This window comes from Streptomyces sp. NPDC048255 (genome assembly GCF_040652415.1).
Classification (GTDB): domain Bacteria; phylum Actinomycetota; class Actinomycetes; order Streptomycetales; family Streptomycetaceae; genus Streptomyces.
In genome coordinates this window covers 39,931-55,163 of the sequence record NZ_JBEZMA010000051.1, presented here as the reverse complement: position 1 = coordinate 55,163, position 15,233 = coordinate 39,931, and the positions used below count along the sequence as shown (strand labels likewise).

Genomic DNA, 15,233 nt, shown 5'->3' with positions numbered 1-15,233 from the left:
GGCCCCCACCCCCGGGCCGGCCCCCCCCCCCCCCCGGTCCGGGTGGCGCGCTGCCGCCGTCCCCACGAGGCAGCGCGGGCAGGTCACCGTCCGGTCATCGGGACGGCGGCCCGCCGGTTCAGGGGGCCTGGGCGGCCGGTGGTGTCAGGCCCAGGGCCGGGAGCAGGGCCGCGTCGACGAACCGGACCAGGTAGTCGGCGTCGGCGTACCGGCCCTCCAGGACGGGCCGGATCCGGAGCACGCCCATCAGCTGGGCCGGCAGGAACTCCACCGCAGGGTGGTCCGCGGCGATCTCGCCCCGCGCCACGGCCCGCGCCACCATCGCGTCGAAGGCCGCCAGCTCCGGCTCCACGAGCGCCTCGCGCAGGGCTGCCTGCAACTCCTCGTCGCTGAGCACGGCATGCCCCAGGGCCTGGGTGAGCCGGGTGTCGCGCCCCGAGGTGCCGGCCGCGATCCGTGCGGCCTCGTGCAGGTCGCCGGCCAGCGTCCCGGTGTCCACCGCGACGAGCGTGCCCCGCCGGCCCGCGCGCAGGGCGGCGGCGACGAGCTGCGGCTTGGTCTTCCACTGGCGGTAGAGCGTGGACTTGCCGCAGCTGGCCCGGGCGGCGACGCCCTCCATGGTCAGGGCCTCGTAGCCGTGCTCGCGCAACTGGTCCAGTACGGCGTCGTAGAACTCCTGCTCGCGCTCCGGGGTGATCTTGGAGCGCCGCGCGGGGGAGGGCGTCGGCGTCGACGTCATGGTGCGGCTCTCCTCACGTGTCCTCGGGCTGTGTCCCGTACAAAAGTGTACGGGAACGGAAGCGTATCGGAACACCAGCGTATCGATACGCGAATGTATCGATACACTGGCGTGTCGCTGTGCTCGCGGCCCCGACCAGCCGCAGAACGAGATCCGAGCACCAGGAAAGAGAGACCGGGGGATGTCCCAGACCACACCTGCCGGACCGGCAGCCGGACGGAGAGCCGCGCGCCGCCGTCTCATACGCGAGTTGCTGCTCGTCGTGGGACTGTTCACCGTCTACAAGGCCGGCCGGATGCTCTCCACGGACCGCACCGAGGAGGCCTTCCGCAACGCCGCGCGGACATGGGACGCCGAACGCGCCCTGCACCTGCCCGGCGAGGGCGCGGTCCAGCGCCTGCTGCTGCACTGGGACGCCCTCGTCCACACCGCGAACACCTACTACGCGGCCGTCCACTTCCCCGCGACCGCGCTCTTCCTCGTCTGGCTCTACCTGCGCCGCCCGGTCCACTACCTGTGGGCGCGCCGCGTCCTGGCCGTGCTCACCGGAGCCGCCCTCGCCCTGCACCTCGGCTTCCCGCTCGCGCCCCCGCGGATGCTCGGCGAAGCCCACCTGATCGACACCGGGCAGGTCTACGGACCCACCGTGTACGGGGCCGCGCCGGCCTCCGACACCATGGCCAACCAGTTCGCGGCGATGCCCTCCCTGCACTTCGGCTGGGCGCTGATGCTCGCGCTCGGCATGATCGCGGCCACCCGGTCGCGATGGCGCGCCCTGTGGCTGCTGCACCCGCTGGTGACCCTGCTCGTGATCGTCGGTACCGCCAACCACTACTGGCTCGACGCGATCGTGGCGACCGTCCTGCTCGGGGCGGCCCTGCTGCTCGTCCCGCGGCCGGGGCGCCCGGCGGACGGCGACGCGGACCCGGCGCCGGGCGCGGACGAGGCCGACACCGATGCCGTACGGGGTCTGCCGCGGCCGCGGAGCCTCCCCGAGGGCGTAGGGGCCCGGCGGTGAACGCCACCGCCCTCGCCGTGGGGCTCTGTCTGGCCTCCGCCGTGACCTACGCGGCCGCCGCCGTCGCCCAGGAGCGGCTGGCCCGCGCCGCCGTCGCCCGCAGCGCCAGGGCGCTGCTCGGCTCCGGCGCCTGGTGGTGGTCGGCCGGGCTGAACGCGGCCGCTGCGCTGCTGCACGCCGCCGCCCTGCGGTACGGGCCGCTCACCCTGGTCCAGCCGCTCGGAGCGCTCACCCTCGTGGCCGCCGTCCCGCTGGGCGCGCGCGGAGCCGGGCGCCGGGTGGCGGCCACCGAATGGCGGGGCACCTTCGCCACCGTCGCCGGGCTCGGCCTGCTGCTGCTCCCCGCCTCCGGGCCGGCCCCCGACGACACCCTCACCCTGGCCGAGGCGCTGGCCGTCTCCGGGGCCACGGCCGCCGTGATCCTCATGCTGACCGCCGCCAAGGACCCGCGCTCGGGGCTGCGGCACGCGACGGCCTCCGGGCTGGCCTCCGCGGCCGCCTCGGCGCTGACCCAGACCGTGGCCGTGGCGGCCGGCCGCGGCGGAGCCCTGCTCAGCCTCCGGGTGGTCGCGGTGGCCCTGCTCGTCGTGGTGTTCGCGGTCGGCGGGATGCTGCTGTCCCAGCGGGCCTACCGGGGCGGGCTCGGGGCCCCGCTCGCCGTGGTCAACCTGGCCAATCCGCTGGCGGCGGCCGCCATCGGCATGGTGCTGCTCGGCGAACGCCTCCAGGGCGGCGCGGTGGGGATGCTGCTGGCGGCGGCCGGAGCCGTCGCGGCGGCACGCGGGGTGCTCCTGCTGACCCGGACCCCGCCCGGCGCTGCGCAGACCCCGGCCACCGCCACGCCTGCCACTCCCGGCTCCCTGGCACCTCCTGTGCCCACTGCGGCGGCCCCGCCCGGCACGTCCGTCCCGCCAGGCACGCCCGTCCCGCCAGGCATGGCCGTCGCGCCCGGCACGCCCGTCGCTCCCGTCGCGCCGATCGGCCGCGTGGCGGCCTGAGCCCGTCGGCGGCGGGCGGCCGGAGAACCGTTCCGGCCCCGGACGCGTCCTCCTCGGAGAACACCCGAACCACCGAAACGGAGTGACCGGCATGGGGATCGCCAGCTGGATCGTCCTGGGCCTGCTGGCCGGAGCCGTCGCCAAGGTCCTGCTGCCCGGCCGCGATCCCGGCGGTCTGATCGGCACCACCCTCATCGGCGTCGCCGGAGCCTTCATCGGCGGCTGGCTCTCCGCGAAGTTCCTGGACCGCCCGATCCAGACGGAGTTCTTCGACCTCGCCACCTGGGGCGCCGCCATCGGCGGCTCGCTCGTCCTGCTCGTCGGCTACCGTCTGCTCTTCGGCAACTCGCGCGACTGAGGGGGCGGGGGCATGAGCCGGCGCGACTACGTGGCACGGGGCGTACCCGGCGGGTACCGGATCTGGAAGACCAAGGGCGGCCGTTGGTGGGGCGACCTCTACGAGCTCTGCCCCGACGACCTCCTCGCCGAGCTGAACGGCAAGGCGGACCCCGAGAAGATCACCGCGCTGCTCAAGCGGTACCGCGCCCTGAAGCGCTGACGGACCGGGCCCTGAGGGGGCCGCGTACCGCCGATTACCCTGGCTGCCTGGCCCGACACGACAGCACCAGCACCAGCAGTGAGGAACCGGTACAGCCATGAGCGTCACTCCCGTCCCCACCACCGACCTGTACGACGAGCACGGCGAGGCGCTCGGCATCTGCGCCGTCCAGTTCCACCAGTACGGTGGCCACCGGCAGTTCGCAGGCCCGGTGCGGACGCTGTCCTGCCACGAGGACAACGCGCTGCTGCGCGAGCTGGTCAACACCCCGGGCGAGGGCGCCGTACTCGTCGTCGACGGCGGCGGGTCCCTGCGCACCGCCCTCATCGGCGACCTGATCGGCGGCGCCGCCGAACGCAACGGCTGGGCGGGCCTGATCATCAGCGGCGCGGTCCGCGACAGCGTGGCCCTCGGGGAGCTCGGCCTCGGCGTCAAGGCGCTGGGCACGGTCCCGCGCAAGAGCGGCAAGACCGGCGCGGGCACGGTGGACGAGCCCGTCACGATCGGCGAGGTCACCTTCCGCGCCGGCGACACGGTCCACGCGGACGACGACGGCGTCGTGGTGCTCGCCACCGCGAACTGACCCGCCCGGCCCCCGTGTCCGCCGCACGGGATCCCCGGTACGCCGGCCCCGTACCCGCGGCGCCGGGGGACGGGATCACGCCATGTCTGCGGCAGGGGCCTGGCGGGAAGCGGGGCCTCCGGGTTTCACTGCGGGCCCATGAGACGACACAGGATCATGGGCCTGCTGGGCGCGCTGACCCTCGCCGCGGCCACCCTGGCCGGCACCGCGGGACCCGCGAACGCCACGGCCCCCGCCGCCCCCGGGGCAGGGACGGGCGTGACCCCGCCCGCCGAGTTCGGCACCGACTGGCACGACCCCCTCACCGCCGCCCCGCCCGTCGCCCGGCCCGCGACCCGGTCCTGCCAGGTCACCCTCGCCGAGGCCCAGTTCCGAGACTTCACCCCGTACCGGGGGAGCTACGTGCCGCCCACGGGATGCGGCGCCGACGGCTGGGCCAAGGTGGTGCTGCGGCTCGACGGCAAGGTCAAGGGCCGCCAGTACGACCGCCTCGGCCACCTCTCCCTCGGCGGCGTGGAGATCCTCCGCACCTCCACGCCCCAGCCGTCACCCGACGGCATCACCTGGTCCGTAGAGAAGGACGTCAGCCGCTACCGGGACACCCTCTCCCGTCCGCAACCCGTCGAGATGCTCATCGGCAACGTCGTCGACGACACGTACACCGGGGTCATCGACGTCAAGGTCACCCTCACCTTCTACGCCGCCGAGGCCCGCACCGGATCCACCGCGCCCGCCGAGACCCCCGACCGGGTCCTCGCCCTCACCTCCCCGGACGTCACGACCCCGCGCAACACCGAGCGGCTCCTCGCCGAGGTGTACGCCACCGGCTCGGGCGGCGGCTGCGAGGAGTACTGGTACATGACCACCCCCGACGCGGCCCCGTACTCCTGCAAGGCCGCCGACGGCCCCTACCGCGAGGTCCGGATCTCCGTGGACGGACGGCTCGCCGGCATCGCCGCGCCCTTCCCCACCGTCTGGACCGGCGGCTGGTCCAACCCCTTTCTCTGGTACGTCACCCCCGGCCCCCGGGCCTTCGACGTCCAGCCGGTCCTCTACGACCTGACCCCCTTCGCCGGCCTGCTCAACGACGGCCGCTCCCACCGGATCGAGGTGTCCGTGGCGGGCGTGCCGGCCGGGCAGAGCGGCTGGAGCACGCCCACCAACCTGCTGCTGTGGCAGGACGAGGCCCGGGAGGTCGTCACCGGATCCCTGACCCGGCACGAGCAGAGCGAGCCGCGGGGCTCCTCCCGCTGGACGCCCGGCGCCGAGCACCGGCTGGACACCGAGGGCGGACACGAACTGACGGTCGCCGGATACCTGGACACCTCCCACGGGCGGGTCGCCACCACCGTCACCCGCGCCGTCCGCAACACCTCGGTGCACCGCTGGACCGAGGGCGAGAACCGCGACGCCCTCACCGCCACCTGGACCGATGAGGAGAGCGTGACCCGGGGGAAGAGCACCACCCGCACGACGCGGACCTACACGATGGACGGCGAGACCACCCTCGGCGCCGGGGACCGGCTGCGCACCGTCCTCTCGCTGGGCGACGCCGCGGACACCGTCACCCTGCGCGGCGGTCGCGTCGTCGACCGGGTCCGGCTCGACGACCGGTACACGGGCGACGCCACCTACACGGCGAACGTCCCGCGCGACCAGCGGCACGCGGTCGGCACCACCTCGGCCCGCTACCGGCTGTACGGCTCCGCGGCCGGCGGCGGGTGCTACGACCGGACCGTGGCCACCGCGCAGGGCACCGTCACGGTGGACCGGCGGCGCTGCTGATCCCGGCGGCGCCTACGATGTCCGGCCATGGACACGAGTGAGGCCGGCAGACGGCTCATCGGCGGGCGCTTCGAGCTGGTCGAACCGCTGGGCAGCGGCGGCATGGGCACGGTGTGGCGCGCCCGCGACATCGCGCTGGACCGCGAGGTCGCCCTGAAGGAGGTGCGCCCGCCGGACCCGGCGACCGCCGCCGCCCAGCCCGGCCTCGCCGTCCAGCTGCGCGCACGGGCGGTGCGCGAGGCCCGCGCCCTCGCGCGGCTCGCCCACCCGCACGTGGTGACCATCCATCACATCGTGGACCCCGCCGCCGAGGGTGGAGCGGGCGGCGCAGGTGGAGCGGGCGGTGCGGACGCGCATCCGTGGATCGTGATGGAGCTCGTCCGGGGCGGCTCGCTCCACGACCGGCTGGACTCCGGCCCGTTGCCGGTGGCGCAGGTGCTACGGCTCGGCCTGGAGGTGCTCTCCGCGCTGCGCGCCGCCCACGCCGAAGGGGTGCTGCACCGCGATGTGAAACCGGCCAACGTGCTGCTGCGGCCCGACGGCGGGGCCGTGCTGACGGACTTCGGCATCGCGGCCCTGCACGGCTCCGCCGGGCTCACCTCCACCGGGGTGCTCATCGGCTCCCCGGAGTACATCGCGCCCGAGCGGGTGCGCGGGGAGGAGGGGCTGGCCGCCTCGGACCTCTGGTCGCTGGGCATGCTGCTGTACGTGGCCGCCGAGGGCGTCCATCCGCTCCGCCGCGCCACCAGCCTGGCCACCGTGGTCGCCGTGCTCGACGAGCCGATCCCCGCGCCGGTGCGCTCCGGTGCGCTGGGACCCGTACTGGAACGGCTGCTCGTACGGGACCCGGCCGCCCGGCCCGACGCGGAGCAGCTGGAACAGCTGCTCCGGAACGCGAGCACTGCTCCCGGCGGCAACGCCGTGCCCGTCACACCCCCGCCGGCGCTGGGCCAGTACGGCCCCCCGGCCCACGGGACCCCTACGCCGTACCCGGGGTCGTCCCCGTACGCGGCCACGGTGCCGCTCCCGCCGGCTCCCGGCCGGCGCCGGCGCCCGGTGGTGCTCGCCGCAGCCCTCGCGGCCGTCCTGACCGCCGGGGTGATCGGGATCGTCCAGTGGCTGCCCGGCGGCACCGGCTCGGAGGACGGCCCGAAGAGCGGTGCGCGCGGTACCCCGGCAGCCTCGGCGCCCGGCCCGGCGCCCAGCGGGCCGGCCGCCGGTACGCCCGTGGCGGGCGCGTCAGGGCCCGCCACGTCCGGTCCCGCCACGCCCAAGGCGAGCGCCCCCCAGGGCGGCCTGCTCACCCCCGACGGCATCCGGACCGCGCTGGCCGCCCTGAAGCAGCAGACGGGCACGACCACCTTCGTGAACCTGCGGATCTACGAGGAGTACGCCATCGCCTCGGTCCCCACCGCCCCCGGAGCCAAGACCGTCGACTCCTGGCAGTACCGGGGCGGCGAGGTCACCCGCACCGGCCCGGCCGGCACCGTCAAGGACCGCGCGCCGCTCATGGACATGGCCAAGGTCGAGTGGGACGCCCTGCCCGCCCTCCTCGAACAGTCCCAGCGGGACCTCGGAGTGGCGAACCCCACCACGCGCTACGTGATCGTCGAGCCCTGGATGATGGACCAGAGCCCGTCCATGCGCCCCTACCTCACCGACGAGTACGGTCAGGGCGGCTACGTCCTCGCCGGAACCGACGGCACGGTCAGGAAGGTCTACCGCTCCTGAGATCCTGGTCCGCGTACGTCCGAGGAATCGCTTCGAGGGAGCGCCGTCACCATGCCCACCTGGCGCAGCACGCTCGACCGGGCCGGGATATCCGGCTCCCGGCTGCGGAACGACTACACCCACGCCGCCCGCCGCGTGGTCCGCCGGGAACCCGCCCCGTACCTGGCCCTGCGGCTGCTCGCCGAGCCGTCCCTCGTGCCGTGGCTGGCCGCCGGACTCGCCTTCATGAACCTCGTCGACGACGTGGCGGAGACCGGCACACCGCAGCAGCGGAACGCCGGCCTCACCGCCCTGGCGGAGCGTGTCGGAGCAGCCCTGGAGACCGGGGACAACCCCGACCCCCTGCTGCGCGCCTACGCCCACGCGGTGAGTACCCGCGCCCTGCCCGCGCAGTGGGTCTCCCGGTTCCTCGACGGCGCCGCCACCACCGAAGCCGCCTTCGACGGCTTCGGGACGGAGGAGGACTTCCAGACCTACCTGGACGACTACGCCTGGCCCGGGGTACTGGTCTTCACGGGCCTGCAGTACCAGGGCGGCCCGGACGCCGAACAGGCTGCGGGCTGGCGGCGGTTCGTGGACGCCGCCCAACGCGTCGACTTCCTCGCCGACCTCGCCGGGGACCTCGCCGACGGCCGGCTGTGCATCCCGCGCGCCCGCCTCGCCGAGCACGAGGTGACCCGCGCCGACCTCGAACAGGCCCGCGACACCCCGGCCGTACGCGCGCTCCTCGCCGCCGAGGCCCGGCGGGCCCGCACGGCCCTGGAAGCGACCGACGGCATCCTCGGCCTCGCCGAGCCCGGGCTGCGGCCGGTGGTCGCGACCATGGCGGAGCTGATGGCGCACCAGCTGACCGCCGTGGAACGCGCGGGCGCGGCCGCCCTGCGCCGGGACGTCGGCTACGGCCTGGTGGCACCCCTGCGCACCCTCGCCCGCGCCCGGACGGGCCGGTCCCGGCAGGCCGTTGCCCGGGCGTCTAGTAAGGACCGTTGACGTTGTCGATCGAACCGTAACGGGCGGCCGCGTAGTTGCAGGCCGCGGTGATGTTGGCGACCGGGTCGTACGAGTCCTGCGAGGTGCCGGGCACGTGATAGGCCCGGAACGTCGGGTCGATCACCTGGAGCAGGCCCTTGCTGGGAATGCCGTTCCGGGCATTGATGTCCCAGTTGTTGATCGCCATCGGATTGCCCGAGGACTCCCGCATGATGTTGCGGTGAATTCCGTTGTACGTACCGGGAATGCCGTGCTTGGCCATGACGTCCAGGGACTCGCGGATCCACCCGTCGAGATTGTTCGCGTATGCGGTGGCCGGCTTGGCGGCGGCCGCGGTCTTCGCCTGGGCGCCGATGGTCAGCTTCAGGCCGGGGCGGATCACCGACGGGTTGGCGCCGACGGCACTGCGGTTCGCCGCGTAGAGCTGCTCCCAGCCGCTCAGGGAATGCTTCGCCGCGATCTTGGAAAGCGTGTCACCGGCGACCACGGAATAGGTGGCGGGAGCCTTGGCGGGAGCCGCGGTCACCTCCGCGGCCCCGGCGGTGGTCGCGCCGACCAGGGGGAGGGTGAGCGCCGCGCCGCCTGTGCCGACAAGGGCCAGCTTGCGGGTGATCGCGTGGTGCTTCGGCTTGCGGTGCTTTCCCTTTGCGGACATGGCGCAATTCCTCACGTGGGGGACGGAGTGGCCCCGGAGTGGCCGGTTTCAACGGCGGGCCACCGGGAATGAGGGTGACCGTAGGCGAGTCCGCCGCGCCCGAACAAGGCCCGAATTCCACCGGTAGATCGACTTCCTGCCGTCCGCCCCGAAAATGACCTTGTAGGGCGCTTCGCGCAATAGCCAATTTCCTTTCGGGGAAAAGGGAATCCGCCTCTCGGGGGAAATGATGTTGACGTTTCCCGAGTGACTCACATCACGGGTCGGCGGCCCGTCGTCATGCCCTGGGCGCAGAGGGACAAGTCCGCTCTCTGTAGGCCGGATTCGGGCGACATGCGCGTTGCAGGCGAATCGACCAAACCGGATCCTTTCCGGCGGTTGAATTGCCGTTTCGAGGCCGTTTCGAGGCCGTCTGGGGTCGGTCCCGGGGCCGTCCGGCAGCGCCCGCGGTCCTCCGCCGCCGTCAGAGCTCCGCGAGCCGCTCCAGAGCGGCCCCCACGCCCGCCGCCGAGGCCGGCAGCAGGGGGAGCCGTACGTCAGGAGACGGGATCCGGCCCTGCGCGTGCAGGACGCCCTTGACGACCGACGGATTGGGTTCCGCGAACACCGCCGCCGACATCCGGGCCAGGGCGTGACCCAGTGGCCGGGCCCGCGCCACGTCACCGGCCCGCCAGGCAGCGGCCAGCTCCGCGAACCGGGCCGTCGCCAGGTGCGCCGAGGCCAGGATCCCGCCGGACGCGCCCAGCGCGAGCAGCGGCGAGAGGTACGCGTCGTCGCCCGCCAGCACCTCGAAACCCTCCGGCAGGCCGCCGAGCAGGTCCACCGCGTCCTGGCCGATGCCGCCGCCCGCGTACTTCACCCCGGCGACCCCCGGGAGCGATCCCAGCGCCCGCAGCGCGGCCGCGTCCAGCGACTGCCCGGTGCGGTACGGGACGTGATAGACGATCAGCGGTACGGGGCTCACGGCGGCCAGCCGCGCGAAGTGCGCCAGCACCCCCGCGGCGGAGGGGCGTACGAACGGGGGCACGGTCACCAGCGCCGCCCGCGCCTGCGGCCAGCGCGCCAGCCGGACCAGCGAGGCCTCCGCGGCCCGGGTGCCGCTCGCCCCGGCGCCCACGGTCAGCAGTGCGCCCCGCTCCGCGCAGACCCGGGCGCACACATCGGTGACCAGGTCCCGCTCCGCCTCGTCGAGGGCGGCCGCCTCGGCGGTGGTGCCGAGGGCGACGATCCCGGTGGCACCGGCGTCGAGCACCTCGTGGGCGAGCGACTCCAGAGCCCCGGCGGCGATGTCCCCGCCGGGGGTGAAGGGGGTGACGAGCGGGACGTGGATCCCTTCGAGGCCGACGGCTCGGGGGAGTTCGCCGGTGCGGTCCTCGGGCAGGGCGTGGGCGGTCGGGGTCGGGGTCGGGGTGGGGGCCGTGGTCGTGGTCGTGGCCGCGGTGTCATGTGTCATGCGTCGACCCTCGCCCGTGCCGAGCGTCGAATCCAGTTCGCGTTTCTTATCCCACCCGTAAGCTGAGCCGATGCTCGACGTCCGACGCCTGCGTCTACTCCGTGAACTGGCCCACCGCGGGACGATCGCCGCCGTGGCCCAGGCCCTCGCCTTCAGCCCTTCGGCGGTGTCCCAGCAACTCGGCGTCCTCGAACGCGAGGCCGGTCTGCCCCTGCTGGAGCGCACCGGCCGCAGGGTCCGGCTCACCCCGGCCGGGCAGAACCTCGTCCGGCACGCCGAGGCCGTACTCGAACGCCTCGAACAGGCCGATGCCGACCTCGCCGAGGCGCGCAGCGGCCTGGCCGGCGTCCTGCGGATCGGCTCCTTCCCCACCGCCACCCGGGCCATCGTCCCGGCCGCCCTGACCACCCTCGCCCGGCGCCACCCGGCCCTGGAGCCGATGGTCTCGGAGACCGACCCGGCGGCGGTCGCGCACGCCCTGCGGGCCGGGGACCTGGACGTGGCCCTGGTGCACGAGTACGACTTCGTCCCCGCGCGCCGTGAGCCGGGGCTGGCCGCCGAGCCGCTCTACGCGGAGGCGATGTACCTGGCCGCGCCCGCGGCGGGGACTCCCGACCGCCCCGGACCCGGTGCCGGCCCAGAGCTCCACCCCGGCCCGGGACAAGGCCCCGGCCCCGGCCCCGACCAGGGCGCGGTCCTGCGGGCCCACGCGGACGCCTCGTGGATCACGGCCACGCCCGGCACCCTCTGCCACGCCATGACCGTACGGGCCTGCCAGGCGGCCGGGTTCGCGCCCCGGGTCCGCCACCAGGTCGACGAGTTCGTGACCGTCCTGGCCCTCGTAGCGGCCGGGCAGGGCGTGGCCTTCGTACCGCAGCTCGGCATCGCCGGCCACGAGGAGCTGGGCGTCCGCCTGACCCGCCTGCCCATGGCGCGCCGCACCCGGATCGCCTTCCGCAGCGGAGCCGCCGCCCACCCGGCCGTGGCCGCCTTCGGCGCCGCCCTGCGGGCCGCCGTACCGCCGGAACTGGCCGGATCGCGCGCCTCGGAGTGACGCAACTCCCGTACGCACCGTAGCCCGTGTACGTTCGGACGACAGTCGACGAGAGCGGGGTAGGACGTGACACATCGCGTACGAGGGGTCATTGCCCGGAGCAAGGGCGCACCGGTGGAGACGACGACGATCCTCGTGCCCGACCCGGGACCCGGCGAGGCGCTGGTACGGGTCCAGGCCTGCGGGGTCTGCCACACCGACCTGCACTACCGCGAGGGCGGCATCAACGACGAGTTCCCCTTCCTGCTCGGCCACGAGGCCGCCGGGATCGTGGAATCGGTCGGCCCGGACGTCACCTCCGTGGCCCCCGGCGACTTCGTGGTCCTCAACTGGCGGGCGGTGTGCGGCACCTGCCGGGCCTGCAAGCGGGGACGTCCCTGGTACTGCTTCGCCACGCACAACGCCACCCAGTCCATGACGCTGGAGGACGGCACCAGGCTCTCCCCGGCGCTCGGCATCGGAGCCTTCGCCGAGAAGACCCTGGTCGCGGCCGGCCAGTGCACCAAGGTGGACCCGGCCGCCGCCCCCGGCGCCGCCGGACTCCTCGGCTGCGGGGTGATGGCCGGCCTCGGCGCGGCCCTGAACACCGGCAACGTCGGACGGGGCGACTCCGTGGCCGTCATCGGCTGCGGGGGAGTGGGCAACGCGGCCGTGGCGGGGGCCCGGCTGGCGGGCGCCTCGAAGATCATCGCGGTGGACCTGGACGACCGAAAGCTGGAATGGGCGCGGGGCCTGGGTGCCACGCACACCGTCAACGGCCGTACGGAGGACGTGGTCAAGGCCGTCCAGGCGCTCACCGACGGCAACGGCGCGGACGTGGTCATCGAGGCGGTGGGCCGCCCCGAGACCTACCGCCAGGCGTTCTACGCGCGCGACCTCGCGGGGACCGTGGTCCTGGTCGGGGTGCCCACGCCGGAGATGAAGCTCGAACTGCCGCTCCTCGACGTCTTCGGCCGCGGCGGCGCCCTGAAGTCATCCTGGTACGGGGACTGCCTGCCCGAGCGGGACTTCCCGCTCCTCATCGACCTCTACCTGCAGGGCCGTCTCGACCTGGACGCCTTCGTCTCCGAGACCATCCCCCTCGACGGGGTCGAAGCCGCGTTCGCCCGGATGGAACGGGGCGAGGTGCTCCGCTCGGTCGTGGAGTTCTGACGGCCCGACCTGCGGGCGACCGCGTCAGGCGGGCTCCACGAAGGGTCGGGTGAGGTGCGCGGTGGCCAGCAGGGCGCCGCGCTCCACGGCCCGGGCCAGCAGCTCCTCCCGCGAGGCCCGGGCGACCGCCAGGTCGCGCTCGCGGGAGTACGCGACGGCAGGATTGCCCAACTGCACGGCGTGCACCAGCGCATCGCCGGTGACCAGCACGTCCCTGGCCCCGTCGGCCTGCTCCACCAGCACCGACTGGTGCCCCGGTGTGTGCCCGGGCGTCGGCAGCAGGGTGATCCCCGGGGCCAGCCGGTGCCTGCCGTCCACCTCGTGCAGCTGTCCGCTCGCCCGCAGCGGCGCCACCGTCCAGTCCCACACCGGGTCCGTCCGGTCCAGCGCCGCGACCTCGTCGCGCTGGACCACGTACCGCGCGGCCGGGAAGAACGGCTGCCCGTCGGCCCCCGCCGACCAGCCCGCGTGGTCCTCGTGCAGATGCGTCAGGACCACGGTCTCCACCTCGGCCGGAGCGATCCCGGCGGCCGCGAGGACGGCGGGCAGCCGTCCCGGCACCGGCGCCCAGCCCGCGGCGGGCCCCTCCGCCGGGCCGACCCCGGCGTCCACCAGCACCCAGCGGCCCCCCGGCCGGGCGATCGCGAAGCACCGGAAGTCCAGCAGCCAGGTCCCGTCCGGCCCGGCAGCGCCCGGATCGAGCAGCGCGGCCCGGGCCCAGTCGGCCCCGTCCGCCCCGGGGAACGCCGTACGGGACGGCTCGAAGAAGGTGCCGGTGGCGTCCAGGAGGGCCACCACCTGTCCGTGTCGGTCCATTCGCCTATTGTGCCGTCATGACCGAACACCTGGACCAGCCCGCTCCGTTGGAGCCCATGCCCACCGACTGGCAGCGCGCCCTCGCCGTGGTGGCGCACCCCGACGACCTCGAGTACGGCTGCGCGGCCGCGATCGCCGACTGGACGGACGGCGGCCGTGAGGTCGTCTACCTCCTCGCCACGCGCGGGGAGGCGGGCATCGACACCCTCGCCCCGGCCGACTGCGGCCCGCTGCGCGAGGCGGAGCAGCGCGCGAGCGCGGCCGTCGTCGGCGTGTCCGTGGTGGAGTTCCTCGACTACCGCGACGGGGTCGTCGAGTACGGCCTGGACCTGCGCCGCGACATCGCCGCGGCCATCCGCAGGCACCGCCCCGAGCTCGTCATCACCCTCAACCACCGCGACACGTGGGGCGGGGCGAACGGCGGCGGCGCCTGGAACACCCCCGACCACAAGGCCGTCGGCCGGGCCACCCTGGACGCGGCGGGCGACGCCGGCAACCGGTGGATCTTCCCCGAACTCATCTCGGAGCAGGGCCTGGAGCCGTGGGACGGGGTGCGCTGGGTCGCGGTCTCCGGATCCGTCACGCCGACGCACGCGGCCGACGCCGGTCCCGGCCTGGAGCGGTCGGTGAAGTCCCTGCTGGAGCACAAGGAGTACATCAGGGTCCTGACGGACCAGAACCCCGAGGAGTACGTCCGCACCTTCCTCACCGGCAACGCCCAGCAGACGGCGGCCCGGTTCGGCGGCCGCCCGGCGGTCCCGTTCGAGGTCTTCCCGCGCTGACCCGACCACCCCTAAGCTGACGATCCGTCAGAAGACAGCGGGGGTGCGGGGGGTGCGGGGACACGGTGATCGACACCATCACCACGGACATCGCGGAGGGCGAGGAGCGCATCCGGCTGGAGGTCGCGGACGGCGTCGCGGTCCTCACCCTGTGCCGGCCGGAGCGGCTCAACGGCTGGAGCTGGGAGTCCACCCGCCAGCTGGGCCTGCTGGCGGACCGGATCCGCTTCGACCCCGCCGTACGGGTGGTCCTGCTGCGGGCCGAGGGCCGGGCCTTCTGTGCGGGCATCGACGTGAACGCCCCCGGCGGCGCCGTCACGGGCGGATCCGCCGCCGAGCGCACCCGCAACTACTACGAGGGCATCCGCTGGGTCCACGAGCGCTTCGCGGTCCTCGCCCGGCTCCCGCAGCCGGTGGTCGCCGCAGTCCAGGGGTACTGCCTCGGCTTCGGCTTCGAACTGGCCCTGATGGCCGACGTCCGGGTGGCCGCCGAGGACGCCGTCTTCGCCCTGCCGGAGGCCCAGCTGGGCGTGGCCGTGGACGCGGGCGGAGACCTGCGCATCGCCCGCGAGGCGGGCGCGGGCTGGGCCAAGTACCTGGCCCTGACGGGCCGCCGGATCGACGCGGCCACGGCCGAACGGCTGCACCTGGTCCAACTGGTCGTCCCCGGACCGGAGCTGGAGTCCACCGCCCGGGAGGTGGCGGCGGAGATCGCCGCGAACGCCCCCCTCGCCGTCCAGGGCATCAAGCGCGCCGTCGACGCCTATGCCGACGCGGCCCTGCCCGCGGCCCTCGACCGCGTCGCGATGACCGCGGCCCTCACCCTCACCTCGGACGACTGCCGCGAGGGCTACGGCGCGAAGGCTGCCCGGCGGCCGCCGCACTTCAACGGAGCCTGACCGCAGGCCCGACCCCGGC

The 15,233-nt window shown here is 74.6% G+C and carries 16 protein-coding genes; 12 read left to right on the top strand and 4 right to left on the bottom strand.

Features of this window, described 5'->3' with window-relative positions; translation table 11 throughout:
• Positions 1-118: 118 nt before the first annotated feature.
• On the bottom strand, positions 119-739 hold the full coding sequence (locus tag AB0D94_RS29605) for a TetR/AcrR family transcriptional regulator (protein WP_362057787.1): 621 nt from the start codon (positions 737-739) through the stop codon (positions 119-121).
• Positions 740-920: 181 nt separating this feature from the next.
• On the opposite strand from AB0D94_RS29605, the gene AB0D94_RS29600 reads away from it, so the two are divergent.
• The 8 genes from AB0D94_RS29600 to AB0D94_RS29565 all read left to right on the top strand — a co-directional run bounded on the left by AB0D94_RS29600 (position 921) and on the right by AB0D94_RS29565 (position 8,403).
• Complete coding sequence (locus AB0D94_RS29600) at positions 921-1,757, top strand: phosphatase PAP2 family protein (protein ID WP_362057784.1); 837 nt, start codon at positions 921-923, stop codon at positions 1,755-1,757.
• Positions 1,754-2,755, top strand: coding sequence for a hypothetical protein (locus AB0D94_RS29595; protein WP_362057781.1), 1,002 nt, complete (start codon positions 1,754-1,756; stop codon positions 2,753-2,755). Before AB0D94_RS29600 ends, AB0D94_RS29595 begins: the two co-directional genes overlap by 4 nt.
• A gap of 91 nt (positions 2,756-2,846) precedes the next feature.
• Positions 2,847-3,113, top strand: a complete 267-nt coding sequence (locus tag AB0D94_RS29590) for a GlsB/YeaQ/YmgE family stress response membrane protein (protein ID WP_362057778.1) — start codon at positions 2,847-2,849, stop codon at positions 3,111-3,113.
• A 12-nt stretch (positions 3,114-3,125) separates the two neighbouring features.
• On the top strand, positions 3,126-3,314 hold the full coding sequence (locus AB0D94_RS29585) for a hypothetical protein (RefSeq protein WP_362057775.1): 189 nt from the start codon (positions 3,126-3,128) through the stop codon (positions 3,312-3,314).
• A gap of 97 nt (positions 3,315-3,411) precedes the next feature.
• Positions 3,412-3,897, top strand: a complete 486-nt coding sequence (rraA, locus tag AB0D94_RS29580) for a ribonuclease E activity regulator RraA (RefSeq protein WP_362057772.1) — start codon at positions 3,412-3,414, stop codon at positions 3,895-3,897.
• A gap of 138 nt (positions 3,898-4,035) precedes the next feature.
• The gene (locus AB0D94_RS29575) at positions 4,036-5,682 is read left to right on the top strand and encodes a peptide-N4-asparagine amidase (protein WP_362057769.1); all 1,647 of its coding nucleotides are present in this window, start codon (positions 4,036-4,038) and stop codon (positions 5,680-5,682) included.
• Between the two features lie 27 nt (positions 5,683-5,709).
• On the top strand, positions 5,710-7,413 hold the full coding sequence (locus AB0D94_RS29570; protein WP_362057766.1) for a serine/threonine-protein kinase: 1,704 nt from the start codon (positions 5,710-5,712) through the stop codon (positions 7,411-7,413).
• A gap of 51 nt (positions 7,414-7,464) precedes the next feature.
• Entirely contained in the window at positions 7,465-8,403 is a 939-nt protein-coding gene (locus AB0D94_RS29565) for a squalene/phytoene synthase family protein (protein WP_362057763.1), read from the top strand.
• Here AB0D94_RS29565 and AB0D94_RS29560 read toward each other — a convergent pair.
• Positions 8,387-9,058 (bottom strand): LysM peptidoglycan-binding domain-containing protein, encoded by a 672-nt coding sequence (locus AB0D94_RS29560; RefSeq protein WP_362057760.1) that lies wholly within the window; start codon positions 9,056-9,058, stop codon positions 8,387-8,389. The genes AB0D94_RS29565 and AB0D94_RS29560 overlap by 17 nt on opposite strands.
• Before the next feature lie 463 nt (positions 9,059-9,521).
• Positions 9,522-10,511: a dihydrodipicolinate synthase family protein gene (locus AB0D94_RS29555; protein ID WP_362057757.1), complete on the bottom strand. Its 990-nt coding sequence runs from the start codon at positions 10,509-10,511 to the stop codon at positions 9,522-9,524.
• 70 nt (positions 10,512-10,581) lie between these two features.
• On the opposite strand from AB0D94_RS29555, the gene AB0D94_RS29550 reads away from it, so the two are divergent.
• Together AB0D94_RS29550 and AB0D94_RS29545 are read left to right on the top strand one after the other, a co-directional pair.
• Entirely contained in the window at positions 10,582-11,565 is a 984-nt protein-coding gene (locus AB0D94_RS29550; protein WP_362057754.1) for a LysR substrate-binding domain-containing protein, read from the top strand.
• Between the two features lie 66 nt (positions 11,566-11,631).
• Entirely contained in the window at positions 11,632-12,717 is a 1,086-nt protein-coding gene (locus tag AB0D94_RS29545) for an S-(hydroxymethyl)mycothiol dehydrogenase (RefSeq protein WP_362057751.1), read from the top strand.
• A gap of 24 nt (positions 12,718-12,741) precedes the next feature.
• Here the strand turns inward: AB0D94_RS29545 and AB0D94_RS29540 are convergent, their stop codons facing one another.
• Positions 12,742-13,533, bottom strand: a complete 792-nt coding sequence (locus tag AB0D94_RS29540) for an MBL fold metallo-hydrolase (protein WP_362057748.1) — start codon at positions 13,531-13,533, stop codon at positions 12,742-12,744.
• A gap of 17 nt (positions 13,534-13,550) precedes the next feature.
• On the opposite strand from AB0D94_RS29540, the gene AB0D94_RS29535 reads away from it, so the two are divergent.
• Positions 13,551-14,315: a PIG-L deacetylase family protein gene (locus AB0D94_RS29535; RefSeq protein WP_362057745.1), complete on the top strand. Its 765-nt coding sequence runs from the start codon at positions 13,551-13,553 to the stop codon at positions 14,313-14,315.
• Positions 14,316-14,380: 65 nt separating this feature from the next.
• The gene (locus tag AB0D94_RS29530; RefSeq protein WP_362057742.1) at positions 14,381-15,214 is read left to right on the top strand and encodes an enoyl-CoA hydratase/isomerase family protein; all 834 of its coding nucleotides are present in this window, start codon (positions 14,381-14,383) and stop codon (positions 15,212-15,214) included.
• The last annotated feature ends 19 nt before the right edge of the window (positions 15,215-15,233 follow it).

Excerpts from the sequence above, each read along its gene's own strand:
- AB0D94_RS29605 (WP_362057787.1), bottom strand. The coding sequence starts at position 739 with ATGACGTCGACGCCGACGCCCTCCCCCGCGCGGCGCTCCAAGATCACC.
- AB0D94_RS29600 (WP_362057784.1), top strand. The coding sequence starts at position 921 with ATGTCCCAGACCACACCTGCCGGACCGGCAGCCGGACGGAGAGCCGCG.
- AB0D94_RS29590 (WP_362057778.1), top strand. The coding sequence starts at position 2,847 with ATGGGGATCGCCAGCTGGATCGTCCTGGGCCTGCTGGCCGGAGCCGTC.
- AB0D94_RS29585 (WP_362057775.1), top strand. The coding sequence starts at position 3,126 with ATGAGCCGGCGCGACTACGTGGCACGGGGCGTACCCGGCGGGTACCGG.
- rraA (WP_362057772.1), top strand. The coding sequence starts at position 3,412 with ATGAGCGTCACTCCCGTCCCCACCACCGACCTGTACGACGAGCACGGC.
- AB0D94_RS29575 (WP_362057769.1), top strand. The coding sequence starts at position 4,036 with ATGAGACGACACAGGATCATGGGCCTGCTGGGCGCGCTGACCCTCGCC.
- AB0D94_RS29570 (WP_362057766.1), top strand. The coding sequence starts at position 5,710 with ATGGACACGAGTGAGGCCGGCAGACGGCTCATCGGCGGGCGCTTCGAG.
- AB0D94_RS29565 (WP_362057763.1), top strand. The coding sequence starts at position 7,465 with ATGCCCACCTGGCGCAGCACGCTCGACCGGGCCGGGATATCCGGCTCC.
- AB0D94_RS29560 (WP_362057760.1), bottom strand. The coding sequence starts at position 9,058 with ATGTCCGCAAAGGGAAAGCACCGCAAGCCGAAGCACCACGCGATCACC.
- AB0D94_RS29555 (WP_362057757.1), bottom strand. The coding sequence starts at position 10,511 with ATGACACATGACACCGCGGCCACGACCACGACCACGGCCCCCACCCCG.
- AB0D94_RS29550 (WP_362057754.1), top strand. The coding sequence starts at position 10,582 with ATGCTCGACGTCCGACGCCTGCGTCTACTCCGTGAACTGGCCCACCGC.
- AB0D94_RS29540 (WP_362057748.1), bottom strand. The coding sequence starts at position 13,533 with ATGGACCGACACGGACAGGTGGTGGCCCTCCTGGACGCCACCGGCACC.
- AB0D94_RS29535 (WP_362057745.1), top strand. The coding sequence starts at position 13,551 with ATGACCGAACACCTGGACCAGCCCGCTCCGTTGGAGCCCATGCCCACC.